The sequence below is a fragment of the Mesorhizobium sp. M1406 genome, assembly GCF_040317555.1.
Taxonomy (GTDB): Bacteria; Pseudomonadota; Alphaproteobacteria; order Rhizobiales; family Rhizobiaceae; genus Mesorhizobium.
Genome location: NZ_JAMYKW010000008.1, coordinates 1 through 18,716, shown reverse-complemented (window position 1 = coordinate 18,716; position 18,716 = coordinate 1). Strand labels below are relative to the sequence as shown.

Sequence of the window (18,716 nt, the reverse complement as noted above, 5' to 3'; positions counted from 1 at the left end):
CGGCCTGCGAAAGGCGGCTTCCTGCGCTTCCGGTGCTCACGTACCCAAAAGTACGCTCCGCTCCGGCTCTCGGAATCCACCATTCTCGGCTCGGCCTGACCTGAGTCTCGACGTGCTCTGGTCGGTACTGGGCAACTGTCGTGCGCCGATCAACCTTTTCTTAACCCTGCCGATTTGATCGCCCGGAAATTCCGGACGCGGCCGGATTGTGCGCGTTGACATTTGAACAAAATTAGAACAAAATACGAACATATCAACAACAGGAGAGAGTTATGACCGATCTGGTTCAGGATGTCATCTCACTGGTTTGCATGAGCACCTTTCTCGTTTCCATGGCGATCTGGATCGGAGCCATGTGATTTGGCGGCGTTCGCCGCCGCTGTTCCGGAAGGGACAGGGCCGCTCCGCCGTTAAGCTTTTCTTGCCGCCGCGACGTTAGGGTGCCCTGAAAGACAGGGAGCAACGTCAGGTGTCGCCCATCGTCACGGCCATTCTCGTGGCCAGCAATCTCGGGCTGATCTTTCTCTTGATGACCGTGCCGCTTGGTCTGCGCACAGTCCGGCTCAGCCGCGTGATAGCAGCGGACCGGCAGCGCCTCTGGCAGGCGCTGTGGCCGCATGGCAGCGATGCCGGCTGGTCCGGCGAGATCCTTTCCGCCGAGGCGCCGGACGGCGAGGGCGTGGCCCGCATCACGCTGTCCTGGGAAGGACGCGACGGCAGGCCGATCGAGCGCAGGTCGCGGTTTGAAGACGTCGTCGAGGGCAGCCGGTTCTCGATGCGCGTCATCGAGGACACCGCGCTCGACGCTTCGTTCTGGAAGGACTATCGCGAAACCGCTGAACTCGTTTCCGAGGGCAACGGCACGCGGGTGACGCTCAGCCAGACCGATCGTTATCGCGGTGTTGCCTTCCTGGTGTTCCGCTATTTCGCCATGCGCCGCGAACTCGGCAAACTGCGGCGCTGGACGCGGACCGGGCAGTATCGCAAGGGCGGCTGGTTCGAGCATCCGCTCAGCCAGATCGGGTTCGCCGGTCTTTCGGCGTTGATCCTGTGGCCGTTCTTCGGCCTTCACTTCGGCGGGCTGGCACTGGCCGCGATCCTGACATCGGTCGTGGCCTTGCACGAGCTCGGGCACATGGCCGCATTTCGGCTGATGGGTCACAACAGGGCACGGATGATCTTCATTCCATTGCTCGGTGGCATCGCCATTGGCGGGCGGCCCTATGACAGCCGCTTCGAGGTCGCCTTCGTGGCATTGATGGGCGCCGGCTTCTCCGCCTTCCTGGTGCCGATCGCAATCGCCGCCAGCACCTTTGCCGGCGCGGAAGGGCATCACTTGGCGGCTGGGCTGCTGGCGACGCTGGCGGGCTTCGCCGCCCTGTTCAACATCGCCAATCTGGTGCCGGTGTGGAAGTTCGACGGCGGCCAAGTGCTGCGCCAGATCTGTCCGGAGCCGGTCGCGCTGGCGCTGGCCTCGTTCTTCCTGCTCTCGGCCTTTCTGGCGGTGGGTTGGCAGGCCGGCTTTTCCTCCAACTTCCTGCTCGCTACAGGAGCGGTGTTTTCGATCCTCAGCCTCCTGACGATGAGCAGCGGGGTCAAGCCACGTCACGAGCTGAAGCCGATCCGCACCATCGACCGCTTCGTCATTGCCGGCGCGCTGCTGGCGGTGTTCGCCATTCATGGCTACGGCGTTCTGTGGGCCTCCGTGCAGCTAATTTGAGCCGTACCGGATCAGGAGAAATCAACCGGCCTTGCGAGCGGCTTCGACAGGCAAAGCCGTGGCGGGGCCGAACACGTCCTCGAAGGCGGATTTCAGCGCCAGGTCGAGGTCGGCCATTGTCAGGGGAAGGCCGAGGTCGACGAGGCTGGTGACGCCGTGGTCCTGTACGCCGCAGGGCACGATGCCGCTGAAATGGTCGAGGTCCGGCTCGACATTGATGGCGATGCCGTGAAAGCTCACCCAGCGCCGCAGCCTGATGCCTATTGCGGCGATCTTGTCTTCGGCCGGCGAGCCGTCCGGCAAGGCAGGGCGATCCGGCCGCACCACCCAGACGCCGACCCGGTCCTCGCGACGCTCGCCTTGCACGTTGAAGGCGGCGAGCGTGCCGATGATCCACTGTTCGAGCGCGGCGACAAAGGCGCGGACATCCTCGCGCCGCCGCTTGAGATCAAGCATGACATAGGCGACCCGCTGGCCCGGCCCATGATAGGTGTATTCGCCGCCGCGTCCCGCCGCGAACACCGGGAAGCGGTTGGCGTCGATCAGATCCTCGCCGCGGGCGCTGGTGCCGGCGGTGTAGAGCGGGGGATGTTCGACCAGCCAGACCATTTCGCCGGCCGCCCCGCTGCGGATCGCCTCGGCGCGCGCCTCCATGAAGGTGATCGCATCGGGGTAGGCGGTGAGGCCGGGCTCGATCAGCCACTCGACCGGTGCCGAGCCGGGCAGGGGCAGGAACGACGTGGCTATCTGGCTGCGTTCTGTCATCACGGCTCTCGTCCACGGCGCGTCATTTCAAATGCGCGACATGCCCCGGGTGTTGTCTTGTTCATGTCGTAGTCCCGAAACCGCTCGGCGCCTTTTGGACGACATGCCTAGTCCTTCATATGACGGCAATCGGGCAAAACGTCCAGTTCGAGGGGCGTTTCAAGCTTCTTGACCGTTATGCCAAAATGGCTGGCGATTATTACGTGTCGCGCACTTGTTTCGCCGGAAACGATTTGCTACACGCCGCGAGCCGGTCGGTTCCGGCTCTACCACGTGCGGTCGTGGCGGAATTGGTAGACGCGCAGCGTTGAGGTCGCTGTGGGGCAACCCGTGGAAGTTCGAGTCTTCTCGACCGCACCATAATTTCCCTAAACAATATTGGTTCTGGAGAGCCGGGGCGGCAAGCGATGACACGTCGCGGCCACAGGGCTTCCCGAGGGTCGAAACGGCAGCGGCGGCGCGTCATTCAGACCACGCCGCCCACTTCGCTTTTTTCAGGTGCCCTGAAAGCCGCCTAGTCGTAGATCAGGCGGCCTTCTTCCGGGCCAGGGTATCGGCCACGACCTCGCCGAAGGACGATGGCGTCGGCACGATGGCGACGCCGGCCTCTTTCAGGATTTCGACCTTTTCCTGCGCCGATTCGCCGAAGGCCGAGATGATGGCGCCGGCATGGCCCATGCGCCGGCCTTTCGGCGCGGAGAGCCCGGCGATGTAGGCGATCAGCGGCTTGCGCATGTTGTCGCGCGCCCAGATCGCTGCTTCCGCTTCCTGCGGTCCGCCGATCTCGCCGATCATCACCACGGCATCGGTTTCGTCGTCCTGCTCGAACAGCTTCAGAATGTCCTTGAAGGACGAGCCGTTGATCGGATCGCCGCCGATGCCGACGCTGGTCGAGACGCCGATGCCAAGCGCCTTCATCTGCGAGGCGGCCTCATAGCCGAGCGTGCCCGAGCGCCCGACGATGCCGACGCGGCCGGGGAGATAGATGCTGCCCGGCATGATGCCCATCAGTGCCTGTCCGGGCGTAATCACCCCGGCGCAGTTAGGCCCGATCAGCCGCATGCGGTCCTCAAAACGGTAGCGGCGCATGTAGCGCTTGACCTGCATCATGTCCTGCGAGGGGATGCCGTCGGTGATACAGACGCAGAGTTTTATCCCGGCATCCGCGGCTTCCATGATGGAGTCGGCGGCGAAAGGCGGCGGCACGAAGACGATGCTGGCCTCGGCGCGGGTTTCGCGAACGGCTCCCTTGACGGTGTTGAAAACGGGCAGGCCGAGATGCGTCTGCCCGCCCTTGCCAGGCGTCACGCCGCCGACGAGCTTGGTGCCATAGCGCTTCATGTCCTCGGCATGGAAGCTGCCGATCTTGCCGGTGAAGCCCTGGACGATGACCCGCGTACCGCGATTGAGCAGGATTGCCATTTGGAACTCCCTCAGCTTGCTTTCTTGAGCGACACCGAGCGCCAGGCGGCGACGGCTTTTTCGGCGGCTTCCGCCAGCGTTTCGGCAACGATCACCGCCTCGCCGGAATCGGCCAGGATGCGGCGCCCTTCCTCGACCTTGGTGCCGGCAAGCCGCACCACCAATGGCACGTTGACGCCGACTTCGCGGATCGCCTTGACGACGCCCTCGGCGACCCAGTCGCAGCGGTTGATGCCGGCGAAGATGTTGACCAGGATGGTCTCGACATTCTTGTCACCAAGCACGGCACGGAACGATTTCGCGACCCGCTCCGGCGAGGCGCCGCCGCCGATGTCCAGGAAGTTCGCCGGCTCGCCGCCGGCGATCTTGATCATGTCCATCGTTGCCATGGCGAGGCCGGCGCCGTTGATGATGCAGCCGATATTGCCATCGAGGCCGACATAGGAAAGGCCGCGGTCGCTAGCGAAGGTTTCACGCGGGTCTTCCTGGCTCTTGTCGCGCAGCTCGGAGATTTCCGGCCGCCGGTACAACGCGTTCTCGTCGAACGACATCTTGGCGTCGAGCGCGACGAGGTTGCCGTCGCGGGTGACCACCAGCGGATTGATCTCCAGCATCGAGGCGTCGTAGTCGCGGAACACCTGGTAGCAGCTGAAGATGGTTTCGGTCGCCTTGCCGATCAGGCTCTGATCCAGGCCAAGCCCGAAGGCGATCTCGCGCGCCTGGAAGCGCTGCATGCCAACGCCGGGATCGACCGTGGTCCGGATGATGGAATCCGGCGCCCTCTCGACGATATCCTCTATCTCCATGCCGCCGGCGGCCGACGCCACGATCATGACGCGCTCCTCTTTCCGGTCGAGAACGAAGCCGACATACAGCTCCTGCGCGATGTCGACGGCTTCCTCGAGATAGAGCCGCGAAATCAGCTTGCCGCGCGGCCCGGTCTGCTGGGTCACCAGCTTGCGGCCGAGCATGGCTTCGGCCGCCTCGGAGATTTCCTCGTCATTGGCGCAGAGCTTGATGCCGCCGGCCTTGCCGCGGGCACCGGAATGGACCTGCGCCTTCAGCACCCATTTGCCGCCGCCGATCTCGCGGGCGCGGTAGGTCGCCTGCTCGGGGCTGTAGGCGAGGCCGCCGCGCGGGACGTGAACCCCGTGGCGGGCGAGCAGTTCCTTGGCCTGATACTCGTGAATGTCCATTTTTCCTCCCTAAGCAGTCAATGCGTGGCGACGCGTGATTGGCTGGCGCGTTCTATTGCTTCGTCGACCACCAATACGTTCCTCGCCATGCGCTCCGACGCGGCATCGATCATCTTGCCGTCGAGCGCGGCCGCTCCCTTACCCAGCGCCTCCGCCTCCTTCAGCACTTCGAGGATGCGCCTGGCCCGCGTGACCTCCTTTTCCGGCGGCGAGAAAACGTCATTGGCGAGCGCGATCTGCGAGGGGTGGATGGCCCATTTGCCTTCGATGCCGAGCGCCGCAGCACGCCTTGCCCCAGCGATGTAACCTTCTGGGTCGGAGAAATCGCCAAATGGTCCGTCGATAGCGCGCAGGCCGTAGGCCCTGCAGGCGACGGTCATCCGCGACAGAGCGAAGTGCCACTGGTCGCCGGGATAGTCCGGGTTGAGGCCGCCGATGTTGACGGTGCGTGCCTTGCAACTCGCGGCATAGTCGGCGACGCCGAAATGCATTGCCTCCAGGCGGCCTGATGTCGCGGCGATCGCCTCGACATTGGCCATGCCGAGTGCCGTCTCGATGAGCGCTTCCAGTCCGACACGGGTCTTGTAGCCCTTGGCCATCTCGATCTGGTTGACCATGGCCTCGACCATGTAGAGGTCTGCCGGCACACCGACTTTCGGCACCAGGATCGTGTCCAGCCGATCGCCGGCCTGTTCCATCACGTCGACCACGTCGCGATACATATAGTGTGTGTCGAGGCCGTTGATGCGCACCGAAACGGTCTTGCCCTTGGCGCGCCAGTCAATGTCGTTGAGCGCCTGAATGATGTTCTTGCGGGCGCGTTCCTTGTCCGGCGGAGCCACTGCGTCCTCGATGTCGAGGAAGACGAAGTCGGCGGCGCTGTTCGCCGCCTTGTCGATCATCTCCGGGCTGGAGCCGGGAACCGCGAGTTCGCTGCGTTGCAGCCGGAGTTTTTTCAGATGGTTGATCGTGTGGCTCATGGTTCGCGTCCTCTCACGCCGCCTCGACGACAGGCACCTCGGCCGAGGCGCGGAAGTGCTGCATGGCGGCGCCGACGCCAGAGCCCGGCGCCAGCCGCACGCCGCAATCAAGGAGCGCCATTTCCGCCGCTGACAGCGAGGCGAGCACCATGACTTCGTTCAGCCAACCGAGATGGCCGATGCGGAAGACCTTTCCGAACACCTTGTTGAGACCGCCGCCGAGCGACGTCCGGTAGGTCTGGTAGGCGCGCTTGACGATTTCGGCGCTGTCGATGCCTTCCGGCACGAGGATGGCGCTGACGGTGTCGGAGTGCCATTTCGGCGCCTTCGCGCAAAGCTTCAGGCCCCAGGCGTCGACCGCCTTGCGCACGCCTTCGGCGAGGCGATGGTGACGGACGAAGATTTTGTCGAGCCCTTCGTCGGCGATCAGATCGAGCGAGGCGCGCAGGCCGCGCAGCAATTGTGTCGCCGGCGTGTAGGGGAAATAGCCGGCGTCGTTGGCGCGGATCATGTCCTCGAAGGAGAAGAAGCAATGCCGGTGCGTTGCGACCCTGGAAGCGACGAGCGCCTTCTTGCTGACTGAGAGGAAGCCAAGGCCGGCCGGCAGCATGAAGCCTTTCTGTGAACCGCTGACAGCGCAATCGACGCCCCATTCCTCCTGGCGGAAATCGATCGAGCCGATCGACGAGACGCCGTCGACGAAGAGGAGTGCAGGGTGATCAGCGGCGTCGAGCGCGGCGCGGCAGCCGGCGACGTCGCTGGTGACGCCGGTCGCGGTCTCGTTCTGCGTGCAGAAGACCGCTTTGATGCGATGCGCCTTGTCCGCCTTCAGCTTTTCAGCATAGAGGTCGAGCGGCACGCCGGTTCCCCATTCGCAGTCGATCACGTCCACCTCGAAACCGAGGCGCTCGGCCATGTCGACCCACAGATGCGAGAACTGGCCGAAGCGCGACATCAGCACGCGGTCGCCGGGGCTGAGAACATTGGTCATCGCCGCTTCCCAGGCACCGGTGCCGGACGACGGGTAGATGAAGACGCGGCCGGTCTCGTTCTTGAAGACCCGTCGGATGTCTTCAAACAGCGGCAACGTGAAATCAGGGAATGATGCGGCGCGCATATCCTCCATCGGGAGGTTCATCGCTTGCCGGACCTGCTCCGGGATGTTGGTGGGTCCTGGAATGAAAAGATGGGTGAACCCAGCCATGCGCGAACTCCTCCTAGTGCCAGAATTCGTGGCGAGTGCCAGAATTTGTGGAGTGAGTGTCGTTTCGGCGGCGCTCGGCAACAACACCTTGCCGGGTAAATTGTCGCCGCGCGCGGGTGGGCTCGACCTACCCGAAAGGCTGCTTGGGACTGCGGCGCCTCTCGCTCGAATAGAGCGCGACGGCCATCGCCCGGTTGCGGACATCAAGCTTGTCGTAAAGATTCTTGAGGTGGTACTTCACGGTATTTTCCGAGATACCGGTCCGTGTCGCGATCTGAAGATTGGTCCAACCGTCGGACAGCACCGCCAGCAGTTCGCGCTCACGAACGGTGAGCTGCGATAGCGGCGTGTCGTTGACCTTGTTGATGTCGATATAGGGGATGCAGATGCGGCCGTGCGCGACGGCCAGGATCGTGTCGAAGATGATCGGCGGATCGTCGAACTGGAAGCAGTAGCCCTGCGCGCCGAGCCGCACGCATTGCTTCAGGATGCCGATGTCGTGGTCATTGGAAAAGACCGTGATGCGCACATCGAACTTGCGGCTCTGGACCTCGGCAAGGACATCGGCGCCATCCATGTCGGCGAGCTTCCAGCCGATGACGGCGACATCGAACTCCGCCTCCGCCGCCAGGTCCAGGAAATGCCTGCCGCTTTGCACGGAGGCCACAAGCTCGAAACGCCCGTCGCATTCCAGCATTTCACGCAGCGCCGATATGACGAGCGGATTGCGTTCGGCGACGACGACGCGGACGCGCCTCGCTTCGATTGCCTTTTTCGTTGTCGCCGGCTTTATCTTCAAGGGCGTCCGGTTGCTCTGGTTGCGGAGTTAGGCGGATCCAAGTGTTCGCCTTGGAGCCGGCACCAGGACAATTCTGACCCAATCGCGCTGGGGTGCTCTTTCCCCAGCGACATGCGCTGTCGCGTGTCCTGAACCGGAACCCGGCCGGTTTTTGACAGTATAGGTATTGTCCGGGTGAACGTACGCGATACCTTTCCTGGTGAAGCAGGCGAGGTGGGAAAGCACCCATTTCGTTTGATATTCCGAGCGTTAGAGCGATAAGTTCTCAAATCGAATCGTGCCGACGTCCATCTCCGTCAGAACACCGGATTTTCCCAAAACCGGTTTCCACTTTTGGGTTCGATGCTCTAGACCTGATTTGCACCTTTTCCAGGATTGCGATGGCGGGAGGCGCTGGTGGAAGGCCAGGACGAACGGACAACCGGCGCCAGGGCCGCCGAAGAGCACCACGCCGACATCTATGGCGAGGACGGCGCCGTCCTTTCGTCCTTCCTTGCCCAGATCGGTGCCGCGATCGCCGATCGCGACACGCTCACGCTGAAGCGTGAAGTCGACGATCTGCATCAATCGGAACTCGGTGATCTGCTCGAGGCGCTGCACCCCGACCAGCGCCGCGCGCTGGTTGAACTGTTGGGCGCCGACTTCGACTTCTCCGCACTGACCGAGGTCGATGAGGCGATCCGCATGGAGATCGTCGACAATCTGCCCAATGCGCGGATCGCCCAGGCGGTGCAGGAGCTCGATTCCGACGACGCGGTCTACATTCTCGAGGATCTCGACCAGGAGGACCAGGACGAGATCCTGTCGCAGCTGCCGTTCACCGAGCGGATCAGGCTGCGCCGCTCGCTCGATTATCCGGAAGAGACGGCCGGCCGCCGCATGCAGACGGAATTCGTCGCGGTGCCGCCGTTTTGGACGATCGGCCAGACCATCGACTACATGCGCGAGGACAACAACCTGCCCGACCGCTTCAGCCAGATCTTCGTCATCGATCCGAGCTTCAAGCTGCTCGGCGCCATCGACCTCGACCAGATCCTGCGCACCAAGCGCTCGGTCAAGGTCGAGGAGGTGATGCATGAGGCGCGGCACGCCATTCCCGCCACCATGGACCAGGAAGAGGCGGCGCGGGAATTCGAGCAGTACGATCTTTTATCGGCCGCCGTCGTCGACGAGAACGAACGGCTGGTCGGCGTGCTGACCATCGACGATGTCGTCGACGTCATCCAGCAGGAGGCCGAGGAAGACCTGATGCGCATGGGCGGCGTCGGCGACGAAGAGCTTTCCGACAGTATCTTTTCGACCTCGCGCTCGCGCGTTCCGTGGTTGCTGATCAACCTTTTGACGGCGTTCCTGGCGGCCTCGGTGATCAGCCTGTTCGACCGCACGATCGAACATATCGTGGCGCTGGCGGTGCTGATGCCGATCGTCGCCGGCATGGGCGGCAATGCCGGCTCGCAGACCATGACCGTCACCGTGCGGGCGCTGGCGACCAGGGATCTCGACATCTACAACGCCAGCCGCATCATTCGCCGCGAGATGGGTGTCGGCTTCATCAACGGCATTATCTTCGCCGTCCTGATCGGTATCGTCGCGGCGGCCTGGTTCCGCGATCCCAATCTGGGCGGCATCATCGCGGCGGCGATGATTATCAACATGTTCGTGGCCGCCTTGGCCGGCATCCTGATCCCGCTGCTGCTCGACCGTTTCAAGGTCGATCCAGCGGTTGCTTCCGCGGTCTTCGTCACCACCGTTACCGATGTCGTCGGCTTCTTTGCGTTTCTGGGCATCGCCACATGGTGGTTCGGCGTGCCTTGACGTGCGCCCTCAATTGACTTTTACGTAAACGCCGTGCGAGGCTGACGCGGGGCGCCATGTCGATTCCGGCATGGCATGGGTTTGGTTCGGGACGGAGGCGACGCCGGATGGCGATCGCCAGAATTCCGGCGTGTGGGAGTGATAATGCGGGAATATTATTCGATCACCGAGTTGACTCGCGAGTTCGACGTATCGACGCGGACGCTGCGCTTCTATGAGGATGAAGGACTGGTGCAGCCGGTGCGGCGTGGCCGCACACGGCTATTTCGCCCGTCCGATCGTCACCTCATCCGGCAAATCATGCGCGGCAAGAGGCTTGGCTTTTCGATCAACGAAATCCGCGAAATCATCCAGATGTACAAGGAGCCTCCCGGCGAGGTCGGTCAACTCAAGCTGATGATCAAGCGCATCGAGGAAAAGCGCGAGGATCTCAGGCAGAAGCGCCGCGACCTCGAGGAAACGCTCGCCGAACTCGACCAGGCCGAGGAATCTTGTGTCGAGCGGCTCGTCGAACTCGGCGTCAATACGTAACGGGTCTTCAAATCCAGCGCCGCACGCGTTTCGCGTAGTCGCGGTATTTCTTGCCGAACTTCGCCGCCAGCACTTTTTCCTCGCGCTCGATCGCCACCTTCTGCGTGGCGTAGGCCGCGATGAACGCCAGCGGCAGGAACCACGCAATGCCCGAGACAAAGGCGACGCCGATCAACAGCAGCGTGTTGGCCAGATACATCGGATTGCGGGTGATGCCGAAGGGGCCTGACGTGACGAGGTGATCGGGCACCGCGTTGGGGTTGAGCGTGGTCTTGGCCCGGATCATGGTGCGGATCGCGGTGAACCAGAGTGCCGCGACGCCGAACAGTGCCACCCAGCCGGCGGCGAAAAGAATATCGCCGAGGAGATCGCCGATCCAGGGCAGGGGATAAAGCAGGCCCAGCGCGATGCTGATGGCGATGGCTGCGATGTAGATCAGCGGCGGCCATGGTATGAGCCCCGGCTTCGGCTGGTTCTCGGTCATTTGGCCCCTTCCTCCATCAATTTGCTGTCGGTTTTGGCGGTGCACATGCCGGCAAGGTCGGACAGGTGCGCCTTCCATTCCGCGGTCTGGTCGTTGTTGTAGAGCCTATCAAGCGTAGCCTCGCCCTCGAGCGTATCGAGCATGCAGACACAATAGCTCGAACAGAACTCGGTGTCGCGCGACTGCTCGCAGGACAACTGGCAGGTTTTCAGGAAATTCACCTGCGGGGTTTCAACCGGTGCCGGCATGATCTGCGAGAACAGCCACACGCAGCCGATCAGCAATGGCTGGTGGATGAGGTAGAAGGCCAGGCTGTGCCGGCCAATGAAGACCAGCGGGTTGGCCCAGCGTCCGGGCGCCAGATCCGCCAGCCGCGTCAAGAAACCCGCGGCCGCGGCAAGCCTGGTGAAGCCGATGCCTATAAGCACGGTGCCGAACCACGGAAACAGCGGGACGTAGTCGTTGGAACGCGGATTGATCGCCGACAGGCCGACCCACCACAGCCACGGATGATCGAAGGCCTCGAAGCGCAGATAGACCGGCGCCGCGATGACCAGCGCGGCAACCACCAGAGTCAGCAAGGCCGGCAGGCGAAGAAACAGCAGACCGAGCAGGCTGGCGAGCGCGATCTCGTGCAGGATGCCGAAGAAGATGAAGCCGTCCGGCGTGGCGATGCGGGTGGCGACAGAAATCGCGATCGCGGCTCCGGCGACCATGGCGAACCGCTTCCAAAAGCCGTTCCAGCGGATTTGTCGGCCATGGGCGAGATACAGGCTGACGCCGACCAGGAACAGGAAGGTCGAGGCGATGCAGCGCGCGTAGATCTTCCACCAGCCAAAGGCGGTCAGGCCGGGATCGGTGTAGCCGAAGAACTCCAGATCCCAGGTGAAATGGTAGCTCGCCATGGCGATCAGCGCGATGCCGCGCACGATGTCGATAGCGACGATGCGCTTTGGTCGATCCTGGACGGGTGCGGTCGGCGTTTGGATGGTCATGGTCTCGCATTCTGATTCAGCCCCGCAAAACGACTATCACGGTTGCACCGGGCAAAAGAAGGCCGGGCACCTGACAACGCGGACAGGATCAGGCGCCGCTTTAGGCCAGTGGCGGAAAGCCTTTGGCCGACTTCGCTTTTTGCCGGGTATGCGTCGGTTTCCTCTTATTGGCGTCGGCATCGCCACGGCAGATTTGGCCCGGCAAATCCGCTTCGGGGAGAGCAATGTCCACTCATGTGCGTCATCCGATCTGGCTTCCGGCCCTCAAGGCCGCGGACGCCCGCACCTTCGCCTCGCTCTATGCGGTCGAATCCTTCGCCCGCGCCACGGTGTCGAGCGTCATCCCGATCCAGGCCTACGAGATACTTCACAACGAGCAGGTCGTCTCGATCCTCTACACCATCGTGGCGATGCTCGGCCTGTCGGTGACGCTGTTCATGCCGATGCTGATCCGCCGCTTTGCCCGCCGCTGGGTCTACACGGCAGGCGCCTGCCTGCTGGCCATCGGCTCGCTGTTCTTCGTCACGCATACGCTTGCCGGGCAACTGGCCGGCATGCTGTGCCGTGTGATGGGCGCCAGCGCGCTGTCGATCACGCTCAACCTCTACATCATGGACCACATCCGTAAGACGGATTTCATGCAGGCCGAATCGCTGCGCATGGCGTGGTCGATGCTGGCCTGGACCGGCGGGCCGACGCTCGGCATCTTCCTTTACACACGCTTCGGCATCTATGCCGCGCATGGCGCCGTGGCGATCTTCGCCCTGGCTTTGCTGGCGCTGTTCTGGACCTACCGGCTCGGCGACAACCCTTCGATTCGTCCGGGCAAGACGCGCCCGGTCAATCCGCTCGCCAATATCGGCCGCTTCGTCGCGCAGCCCAGGCTCAGACTGGCCTGGCTGATTGCTTTCGGCCGCTCCTGTTTCTGGACGACCTTCTTCGTCTATGGGCCACTGTTCATGGTCATCACCGGCGAAGGCAAGCTGGCCGGCGGCATGCTGGTTTCGGCCGGCAACGCGCTGCTGTTCATGGCCATCTTCTGGGGCAAGGCAGGAAAGCGCTTCGGCGGCCGCAGGACGATGACGTTTGCCTATTTCGCCATGTCGGCCATGCTGCTGGCGGCAGGCTTTGTCGGTGAGACCGTGCCGCTGCTTGCCGGCGCCTTCCTGCTTGGCGGCGCCTTCTTCACCATCGCGCTAGACGCACTCGGCTCGACCGCCTTCATGCGCTCGGTACGCTCCTATGAAAGATCGCAGATGGCGGCGGTCTACCGGACCTATCTCGACTTTTCCGAACTGACGCCGCCGCTGGTCTATTCGGTGGTGCTGGCCTTCTTCGGCTTGGGCTCGGTGTTCGTCACGCTCGGCCTGCTGGCGGCGATTTGCGGTTTTGTGACGTGGCGCTACCTGCCGAAATCGCTTTGATCTTCGGGGCTTTGATGGAAGTGCCGCATGCCGAGGTGCCTGCATCCCAACAGGTCGATGACGGCAGCGACGGTTCGGCCCGAGTCGGGCCGTTGTAGGGATCGCGCTCGCCGGCAATGGGCTGCCTGGCTAGCTTCGTGTGAAGGTGTCAGCCGATACAAGGCCAAGAAAATGTCAATTGTGGCACCGGCGGCCCTTGTCTGGCGCGACGCATTCGCGATGATTGCCGGCGGAATTTGGTTTGCCGGAGGCGAGGATTCTGCCTATAGTCGCTCATGTCGTCGGTTCCATTTTGGAGCCAAGAGGGAATGCGGTGAGGGCGGGTTTCGCCCAATGCCGTGGCTGCCCCCGCAACTGTGTGCGGTAGTCCTCTCCATATGCCACTGAAGATTTTTCTTCGGGAAGGTGGGGAAGGGCGCTGATCCGCGAGCCAGGAGACCTGCCGGCGACAGGAAACTGACTTCGATGCCCTCGGGTGGAGGGCGAAAGGACAAGATATGACTACCGCTTCCGTCTCCCTCGGCGCCTCCGTCTCCTCGCAGTCGCGCTTCATGCATCTCGCTCTTGCTGCGTTTCTTGGCATCTTCGTGATGGGCTTTGTCGGCTTCTCGCATATCGATGCGGTCCACAATGCGGCTCACGACTATCGCCATTCGATGGCGTTTCCCTGCCACTGACGAGGATCTGACATCATGAACCTGTTTCGCAACGTCGTGTTCATCGCGGCGATCGCAGGGCTTGTGGCCGGTGTCGTTCTCGCCTGCATGCAGGCCTACGCCACTGTGCCGCTTATCCTGAAGGCGGAAGTCTACGAACAGGCTGGCGGTGGCCACCGCCACGACCATGCCGCCGCACCGGCCGCAACGGATACCACCGCCATGAGCACTGCGGCGCCGGCCCCGGTGGAAGCGATTGCTCCGGCGGGAGACGAGGGTTGGGCGCCGGCGGACGGTTTCGAGCGTTTTGCCTTCAGCGTGCTTGCCAACATCGTCACCGGCATCGGTTTCGCACTGATCCTGGTTGCGGTCTCCGAATTCGCCGGCGGCATCGGTGGTTGGCGTCAAGGCGTATTCTGGGGCTTGGCCGGCTTTGCCGTTTTCACGCTGGCGCCGGGTCTTGGCCTGCCGCCGGAACTGCCGGCCATGCCTGCGGCCGACCTCACCCAGCGCCAGATCTGGTGGACGGCAACCGTGGTGGCGACCGCCATCGGGCTTGGCCTGATCGCCTTCCGCAAGTCGCTGCCGCTGGCGATCCTGGCCGTGGCCTTGATCGTCGCACCGCATATCGTCGGAGCACCGCAGCCCGACAGTTTCGAGACGCTGATCCCGGAAGGCCTGCATCACCAATTCGTGGTGGCGGTGACGCTGACCAATCTGGTGTTCTGGCTGGTGCTCGGCGCGGTGGTCGGCGTGGTGCGCGGACGCTTCTCCGGTACGGCGACCAGCTTGCGCGACAGCTTTGCCTGACAGCAAGCTGACCTTCATCATCGGTGGTGCGCGCTCCGGCAAGAGCGCGCACGCCGAAATCCTGGCGGCGGCCTTGCCCTCGCCATGGGCCTATATCGCCACGGCGCAAGCCTATGATGACGAGATGCGCGAGCGCATCGCGCTGCACCGCTCGCGGCGCGGCGAAGGCTGGACGACCATCGACGCACCGCTCGATCTCGCCGGTGCGCTCAAGGCCTTGCCGGACGACCAGCCGGTGCTTGTCGACTGCCTGACGCTGTGGCTGACCAACCATATGCTGGCCGATCACGATCTCGAGCTTGAATGCCGTCGGCTGGCGGACGTGCTGTCGCGGCCGCGCGGGTCCTGGTTCGTGGTCTCCAATGAAGTTGGCCAGGGTATCGTGCCGGACAATGCATTGGCGCGCCGCTTTCGCGATGCCGCCGGCCGCCTCAACCAGCAGGTGGCCGCTATCGCCGATACGGTGCTGCTGATGGTGGCGGGACTTCCGCTCAAGGTGAAATGACATGACCGACATCGACAATAGGGACGAAGAACGCCACCGCGCCAAAATGGCCAAGCGCAAGGCGGTGCAGGATGCCGAGGTGGCGAGCAAGACGGTCGAGAAGGGGCTGCTGATCGTCAACACCGGCCCGGGCAAGGGCAAGACCACGGCCGCCTTCGGCCTGGCGCTGCGGATGCTCGGCTACGGCAAGCGCGTCGGCGTCGTCCAGTTCATCAAGGGCAAGTGGCATACCGGCGAGAAGGACGCCTTCGCCGTCTTCGGCGATCGCGTCGTCTGGCACGCGATGGGCGAGGGCTTCACCTGGGAAACGCAGGATCTGAAGCGCGACATCGCCGCGGCCGAAGCGGCATGGACCAAGGTGCTCGAACTGATGACCGACCCGTCGATCAGCCTGCTGGTGCTTGACGAACTGAATATCGCGCTGCGCTACGACTATCTCGATCTCGACAAGGTGGTTGCGGCGCTGAAAGCCCGGCGCGAGGGCCTGCACGTCGTCGTCACCGGCCGCAATGCCAAGCCGGCGCTGGTCGAGGCGGCCGATCTCGTCACCGAGATGGGCGTGACCAAGCATCATTTTTCCGCGGGCGTTAAGGCGCAGCAGGGGATTGAGTTCTGAGCGTTTCTTACCCTCCCCACAAGGGGGAGGGTGAGATCACATCACGATGACGATCACCGAGATCACTCCAAACAGCGCGATCAGCAGCGTGTCGGCGACGCGATAGAGTTTCAGCGCCCGCCTTATGTCGGTGCTGTCGGCTTCGCGCCGTCCGCCTCCACCCATGAAGACGTCATCGACCAAGACGCCGCCGTAGCTGCGCGGCCCGGCGAGTGCGAGACCAAGCGCGCCGGCCATCGCCGCCTCCGGCCAGCCGGCATTGGGCGAGCGGTGCTTTTTCGCGTCGCGCCACACCGCGTGCCAGGCACCGCGGGGATCGGCGCCTTTGACCAGGAACGCCGCCAGCACGATCAGCGCTGCCGTCAGCCGTGACGCCGGCAGGTTGATCCAATCGTCGAAGCGCGCCGCCGCCCAGCCGAACGCTTCGTGGCGCGGGGTGCGGTGACCGATCATCGAATCGGCGGTGTTGGCGGCCTTGTAGGCAGCGCCGCCGGCGAGGCCGCCGATTCCGGTCCAGAAGGCGGGAGCGACGATGCCGTCGGAAAAATTCTCGGCCAGACTCTCGATCGCAGCGCGGCTGACACCGGCGCTGTCCAGCGTTTCGGGGTCACGGCCGACGATGCGCGAGACGGCAACGCGGCCCAAAGCGAGGCCGCCGGTATCGAGCGCGTCCGCCACAGTCTCGACATGCTCGTAAAGGCTTTTCTGCGACAGAAGCGACGTTGCCAGAAGGGCCGTGATGATGAGCCCCATGGGAACGAACCAGAGCAGGATCTGCATGCCGAGGCCGATCACCGCCGGCACGAGCACGATGACCAGCAGCGCCTGGACACCACGCTTGCGACGCAGCGCGTCGGGATCAGCAGCGCGGTTGAGCCTGCTGTCGAGAAAGGATATCAGCCTGCCGAACCACGTCACCGGATGGCCGATGGCGCGAAACAGCCAGTCGGGGTAACCGAGGGCGAATTCGACGGCTAATGACAGGAAAGCGATCAGGACTGACATGAAGCTTCTTGAAGGAGCGGTGGACCATGGTGGAAGTCTTGGCCGGGCGAGGGCGCTTTTCCCCAACGCTTCGCGGCCTTTCGTCGACCTCTCGACCGGTATCAATCCGCACTCCTACCCGCTTTTCGACCTGCCCGCCACCTCGCTGTCGCGATTGCCGGAAGCCGCGCGCACGCGTGACTTGGTAGAGATCGCGGCCAGCACCTATGGCGCGCCGTCGCCAGCCAATATCGCGGCGGCACCGGGCACGCAGATCCTGTTGCCGCGCGTCGCATCGCTGATCGCGCCCGGCAAGGCGCTGGTGCTGGGGCCGACCTATGCCGAACATGCCCGCGCTGCGGCGATCACTGGGCACAAGGTGGTGGAGGTCAACGATTTCGAAGCGCTGGCGGACGCCGACCTTGCCATTGTCGTCAATCCGAACAATCCGGATGGGCGCATCATCGAGCGCGACCGTTTGCTGGCGCTGGCCGCCGGACTGCGCGCCAGGGGCGGGCTGCTGGTCGTCGACGAGGCGTTCATGGATGTCGGCCCGCGCGAACATAGCCTTGCCGGCGATGTCGGGCCGGGTGGTATCGTCGTCCTGCGTTCGTTCGGCAAGTTCTTCGGTCTTGCCGGGCTGCGGCTCGGGTTCGCACTTTCCGATTCGGCGACGGTCGAATGGCTGGAGACGCAGTTCGGGCCATGGGCCGTCGCCGGCCCGGCGCTGGAATACGGCATCCGCGCGCTTGCCGATATCGGCTGGCAGGACGCGATGCGGGCATTCCTTGCGGCTGCATCGGCGCGGCTCGATGCACTGTTCGGCCGCTTCGGCATTCCCGTCGCGGGCGGCACCACACTGTACCGTTTCCTCCGCCTGCCGGATGCCGCCGATCTGTTTTCCGCACTTGGCGAGCGCGGCATCCTGCTTCGGCATTTCGCCGACCGGCCGCATGTCCTGCGCGCCGGCCTACCGGGGAGTCAGGATGAATGGCGGCGGCTCGAATCCGCCCTTGCCGATTGGGCGGCGCGGCGCCAGGATCAATTGAAGGATTCAAAACAATGATCCATGTCTGCTCGCTGGCAAAGATCGAGGAAACGGTGGCCAGGACCGGCGCCGACCGCATGCTGTCGCTGCTTGCCGCCGGAACGGAGGTGGTCCGGCCGGCCTCGATCTCTAGGGAAAACCATCTGCATCTGGTCATGCACGACATTGCGGTGGCTCAAGACGGCATGACCATGCCGGGCGAGGATCATGTCCGCAACCTGCTCGATTTCGCGCGCCGATGGGACCGGGCAAGGCCGATGGTCGTGCATTGCTACGCCGGCATCAGCCGCTCGACCGCCTCTGCCTACATTATCGCGGCAGCACTGGCGCCGAAACGCGACGAGGCCGAACTGGCTCGGACGCTGCGGGCGCTATCCCCATCCGCGACACCCAATCCGCGACTGATTGCGGTGGCCGACACGCTGCTTGATCGCAACGGCCGCATGGTCGCGGCGATCGAATCGATCGGGCGTGGTGCGGATGCCTTTGAAGGCACGCCTTTCGCGCTCAAGATAGATGCGTAGTCCCTCGATTCGGTGATTTTGACCGACTCCAACTTGGCCGTCAGGCACCATCCATCGTTCGCTTGAGTGGACTGATACGACCGTTGAAAATTAGCCAAAACCATCCCGCCTTCGTCATCCACGGGCGGAGCAGGAGCGAAGCTCCGTCGCGGAGACCCGAGGATCCTGTGTGTTGTTCCCATGCTATGTTTGAAGTGGGAAGGAGACCGAGAGGATCCTGGTCGTCCTTTCACAGGAC

19 protein-coding genes, 1 tRNA gene and 1 riboswitch are annotated in these 18,716 nt (G+C 63.6%); of the genes, 11 read left to right on the top strand and 9 right to left on the bottom strand.

Going from position 1 to position 18,716, the window contains the following annotated elements; translation table 11 throughout:
- Window positions 1-469: 469 nt before the first annotated feature.
- Window positions 470-1,720, top strand: coding sequence for a site-2 protease family protein (locus NKH03_RS09885; RefSeq protein WP_352968230.1), 1,251 nt, complete (start codon window positions 470-472; stop codon window positions 1,718-1,720).
- 21 nt (window positions 1,721-1,741) lie between these two features.
- On the opposite strand, the gene lipB is transcribed toward NKH03_RS09885, so the two are convergent.
- Entirely contained in the window at window positions 1,742-2,485 is a 744-nt protein-coding gene (gene lipB / locus NKH03_RS09880; RefSeq protein WP_352968229.1) for a lipoyl(octanoyl) transferase LipB, read from the bottom strand.
- 275 nt (window positions 2,486-2,760) lie between these two features.
- Between lipB and NKH03_RS09875 the strand changes: the two genes are divergently transcribed.
- Window positions 2,761-2,845 (top strand) — tRNA-Leu (locus tag NKH03_RS09875).
- 165 nt (window positions 2,846-3,010) lie between these two features.
- On the opposite strand, the gene sucD is transcribed toward NKH03_RS09875, so the two are convergent.
- The 5 genes from sucD to NKH03_RS09850 all read right to left on the bottom strand — a co-directional run bounded on the left by sucD (window position 3,011) and on the right by NKH03_RS09850 (window position 8,086).
- Window positions 3,011-3,907, bottom strand: a complete 897-nt coding sequence (sucD, locus tag NKH03_RS09870; protein WP_352632446.1) for a succinate--CoA ligase subunit alpha — start codon at window positions 3,905-3,907, stop codon at window positions 3,011-3,013.
- Between the two features lie 11 nt (window positions 3,908-3,918).
- Window positions 3,919-5,103: a malate--CoA ligase subunit beta gene (locus NKH03_RS09865; protein ID WP_352968228.1), complete on the bottom strand. Its 1,185-nt coding sequence runs from the start codon at window positions 5,101-5,103 to the stop codon at window positions 3,919-3,921.
- 17 nt (window positions 5,104-5,120) lie between these two features.
- Window positions 5,121-6,083 carry an HpcH/HpaI aldolase/citrate lyase family protein gene (locus NKH03_RS09860; RefSeq protein ID WP_352968227.1) on the bottom strand — a complete coding sequence of 321 codons (963 nt, stop codon included), beginning with the start codon at window positions 6,081-6,083 and terminating at the stop codon, window positions 5,121-5,123.
- A 13-nt stretch (window positions 6,084-6,096) separates the two neighbouring features.
- Entirely contained in the window at window positions 6,097-7,287 is a 1,191-nt protein-coding gene (locus tag NKH03_RS09855; RefSeq protein ID WP_352968226.1) for an aminotransferase class V-fold PLP-dependent enzyme, read from the bottom strand.
- A 127-nt stretch (window positions 7,288-7,414) separates the two neighbouring features.
- Window positions 7,415-8,086 carry a LuxR C-terminal-related transcriptional regulator gene (locus NKH03_RS09850; protein WP_352968225.1) on the bottom strand — a complete coding sequence of 224 codons (672 nt, stop codon included), beginning with the start codon at window positions 8,084-8,086 and terminating at the stop codon, window positions 7,415-7,417.
- A gap of 396 nt (window positions 8,087-8,482) precedes the next feature.
- On the opposite strand from NKH03_RS09850, the gene mgtE reads away from it, so the two are divergent.
- Window positions 8,483-9,901 (top strand): magnesium transporter, encoded by a 1,419-nt coding sequence (gene mgtE, locus NKH03_RS09845; RefSeq protein ID WP_352968224.1) that lies wholly within the window; start codon window positions 8,483-8,485, stop codon window positions 9,899-9,901.
- Between the two features lie 144 nt (window positions 9,902-10,045).
- Window positions 10,046-10,432 (top strand): MerR family transcriptional regulator, encoded by a 387-nt coding sequence (locus NKH03_RS09840; RefSeq protein ID WP_006203215.1) that lies wholly within the window; start codon window positions 10,046-10,048, stop codon window positions 10,430-10,432.
- A 7-nt stretch (window positions 10,433-10,439) separates the two neighbouring features.
- On the opposite strand, the gene NKH03_RS09835 is transcribed toward NKH03_RS09840, so the two are convergent.
- Complete coding sequence (locus tag NKH03_RS09835) at window positions 10,440-10,916, bottom strand: methyltransferase family protein (RefSeq protein WP_352870992.1); 477 nt, start codon at window positions 10,914-10,916, stop codon at window positions 10,440-10,442.
- On the bottom strand, window positions 10,913-11,911 hold the full coding sequence (locus tag NKH03_RS09830) for a heparan-alpha-glucosaminide N-acetyltransferase (protein WP_352968223.1): 999 nt from the start codon (window positions 11,909-11,911) through the stop codon (window positions 10,913-10,915). Before NKH03_RS09830 ends, NKH03_RS09835 begins: the two co-directional genes overlap by 4 nt.
- Before the next feature lie 224 nt (window positions 11,912-12,135).
- Between NKH03_RS09830 and NKH03_RS09825 the strand changes: the two genes are divergently transcribed.
- The 5 genes from NKH03_RS09825 to cobO all read left to right on the top strand — a co-directional run bounded on the left by NKH03_RS09825 (window position 12,136) and on the right by cobO (window position 15,922).
- Window positions 12,136-13,335 carry an MFS transporter gene (locus NKH03_RS09825; protein ID WP_352968222.1) on the top strand — a complete coding sequence of 400 codons (1,200 nt, stop codon included), beginning with the start codon at window positions 12,136-12,138 and terminating at the stop codon, window positions 13,333-13,335.
- Between the two features lie 265 nt (window positions 13,336-13,600).
- A riboswitch (cobalamin riboswitch) is annotated at window positions 13,601-13,796 on the top strand.
- A gap of 36 nt (window positions 13,797-13,832) precedes the next feature.
- Window positions 13,833-14,012 carry a CbtB domain-containing protein gene (locus NKH03_RS09820; protein WP_352968221.1) on the top strand — a complete coding sequence of 60 codons (180 nt, stop codon included), beginning with the start codon at window positions 13,833-13,835 and terminating at the stop codon, window positions 14,010-14,012.
- A 15-nt stretch (window positions 14,013-14,027) separates the two neighbouring features.
- Window positions 14,028-14,801, top strand: coding sequence for a CbtA family protein (locus NKH03_RS09815; RefSeq protein WP_352968220.1), 774 nt, complete (start codon window positions 14,028-14,030; stop codon window positions 14,799-14,801).
- Window positions 14,794-15,306 (top strand): bifunctional adenosylcobinamide kinase/adenosylcobinamide-phosphate guanylyltransferase, encoded by a 513-nt coding sequence (gene cobU / locus NKH03_RS09810; RefSeq protein WP_352968219.1) that lies wholly within the window; start codon window positions 14,794-14,796, stop codon window positions 15,304-15,306. Before NKH03_RS09815 ends, cobU begins: the two co-directional genes overlap by 8 nt.
- A gap of 1 nt (window position 15,307) precedes the next feature.
- On the top strand, window positions 15,308-15,922 hold the full coding sequence (gene cobO / locus NKH03_RS09805) for a cob(I)yrinic acid a,c-diamide adenosyltransferase (RefSeq protein WP_352968218.1): 615 nt from the start codon (window positions 15,308-15,310) through the stop codon (window positions 15,920-15,922).
- A gap of 36 nt (window positions 15,923-15,958) precedes the next feature.
- On the opposite strand, the gene cbiB is transcribed toward cobO, so the two are convergent.
- Window positions 15,959-16,927, bottom strand: a complete 969-nt coding sequence (gene cbiB / locus NKH03_RS09800; protein ID WP_352968217.1) for an adenosylcobinamide-phosphate synthase CbiB — start codon at window positions 16,925-16,927, stop codon at window positions 15,959-15,961.
- Here cbiB and cobD point away from each other — a divergent pair.
- Window positions 16,926-17,972 (top strand): threonine-phosphate decarboxylase CobD, encoded by a 1,047-nt coding sequence (gene cobD, locus NKH03_RS09795; protein WP_352968216.1) that lies wholly within the window; start codon window positions 16,926-16,928, stop codon window positions 17,970-17,972. The two genes, cbiB and cobD, sit on opposite strands and share 2 nt — an antisense overlap.
- On the top strand, window positions 17,969-18,478 hold the full coding sequence (locus NKH03_RS09790) for a tyrosine phosphatase family protein (protein WP_352968215.1): 510 nt from the start codon (window positions 17,969-17,971) through the stop codon (window positions 18,476-18,478). The genes cobD and NKH03_RS09790 overlap by 4 nt, the downstream gene beginning before the upstream one ends.
- Window positions 18,479-18,716: the final 238 nt, after the last annotated feature.